Source organism: Peribacillus sp. (genome assembly GCF_059453735.1).
This window is the reverse complement of the sequence record NZ_JAZVJO010000472.1, coordinates 1-1,612: the sequence shown is the minus strand read 5'-3', so window position 1 is coordinate 1,612 and position 1,612 is coordinate 1. Positions and strand designations below refer to the sequence as shown.

Here is a 1,612-nt window from a genome sequence, read left to right as displayed (position 1 = left end):
TCTAATTCCTCGCTATCTTTATAAAGCGTCCCATTTGAAAAAACCTGAACTTCGATATAGCCATTGCTGCGTTCTTTTACCAGTTCTGCAAATTTCCGTGCTGCCATACCTTTTGGCGTATCTTCTCCGACGACATGTGAGAAACGAATGACTAGCCGTTCTTCTTTGCTGAGTTGTTCATAGTCAGTTGGATAGGAGTTATTTGCTTGGCATGCCGATAGCAAAAAAAGAATGGTTAGTGACATCAAAGAGTAATAGGATAAAACTATTTTCCTTTTCAATTTGGCACCTCAATTTACTAATAGAGAATAACTTAATTCTAAATAAAATGTGATAATAAACAATATTTTGTCATTAATGGACATTTTGGTCTTTTTGATATGTAACAGTATGTTATTCTAATATAACTGTTATAATACAACCATTGCATTTGAATTCTTTAAAGTTGCTTCCACCTCGATGAGTATTGGACATTTTGATGTTACTATCACAGCAATAATGAAAAGAAGCTGTCCCGAAAGTTTCTACTTTCAGGACAGCTTCTTTGGACATATTATTGCAGTAAATAGTATTTTGTTGGTCTACCTACTGTACCATACTTTAAATCAATTGTTACTTTCCCTGTATTTGCTAGAAAGTCGAGGTACTTCCGAACGGTTACTCTTGCCATACCGACATTTTTCGCCAACTGTTCAGAAGTGACAGGCGCACTAATTTCAACTAGACCTTCAAGAATTTGTTTCATCGTAATATCATTCAGTCCTTTGGGCAATGCTGCTTCATCTTCCTTATAACCAAATATATTATCGATTTTCTGCTGGTCATATATACCGCTTGCAGGTTGCTGTTTAATTAATCTTAAATAATCATGGAGCGCCCTTTCGAAGCGTTCAAAGCGAAAAGGCTTAATTAAATAATCGAACGCTCCCAATCGAACGGCTTCTTGAACAGTAGGCGTATCACGCGCTGCAGTAATCATGATGATATCGGATGGTAATCTTTCCTGACGTAAACGAAGAAACAAATCCATACCGGATATGTCAGGCAAAAACATATCCAACAGAATTAAGTCCGGCTTTAATTGAATAGTCTTTTCGTAAGCATCTTTTGCGGTAGAAGCTTCCCCTATATATACAAACCCTTTAACTTTACTTAAAAAGTTCTTGTTTATTTCCAGTACCATCGGATCATCTTCTACAATTAATACTGAAAGCTGCGTCATCTCCTATTCCACCCCAATCTTAACTGTTATTGTTGTTCCTATACCCATTGATGATTCGACTAGAATTATCCCATTATTCACTTCAACCAGCTGTTTAATGAGCGCTAGCCCGATTCCTCTTCCCTCTCGCATCTTCGTACTGAACCCGTACTCGAATATCTTCTGTAGATTGCCGCTAATTCCACAACCACTGTCCTGTACTTCAATGAATAGAAATTGCTTGTTTCCCTGCAATGTAAGATGTACGTCCTGAATTTCTCTCTCAAGACAGGCTTCCATCGCATTATCAAGGAGATTCCCAATAATTGTGATAATGTCCCCGCTTGATATTCCATTTTTGATATCTGTCAGGTAGGAGGTATCATCAATTGTTAATGATATACCCAATTC

The 1,612-nt window shown here is 37.3% G+C and carries 2 protein-coding genes and 1 pseudogene; all 3 read right to left on the bottom strand.

Annotation, left to right across the window (positions count from 1 at the left end; translation table 11 throughout):
* A pseudogene (locus AC52RT_RS15610) lies at window positions 1-245 on the bottom strand (C4-dicarboxylate ABC transporter); the annotation flags it as partial.
* 308 nt (window positions 246-553) lie between these two features.
* Entirely contained in the window at window positions 554-1,222 is a 669-nt protein-coding gene (locus AC52RT_RS15605) for a response regulator (RefSeq protein ID WP_495541594.1), read from the bottom strand.
* A 3-nt stretch (window positions 1,223-1,225) separates the two neighbouring features.
* On the bottom strand, window positions 1,226-1,612 hold a 387-nt coding region (locus tag AC52RT_RS15600), incomplete at its 5' end, for a sensor histidine kinase (RefSeq protein ID WP_495541593.1).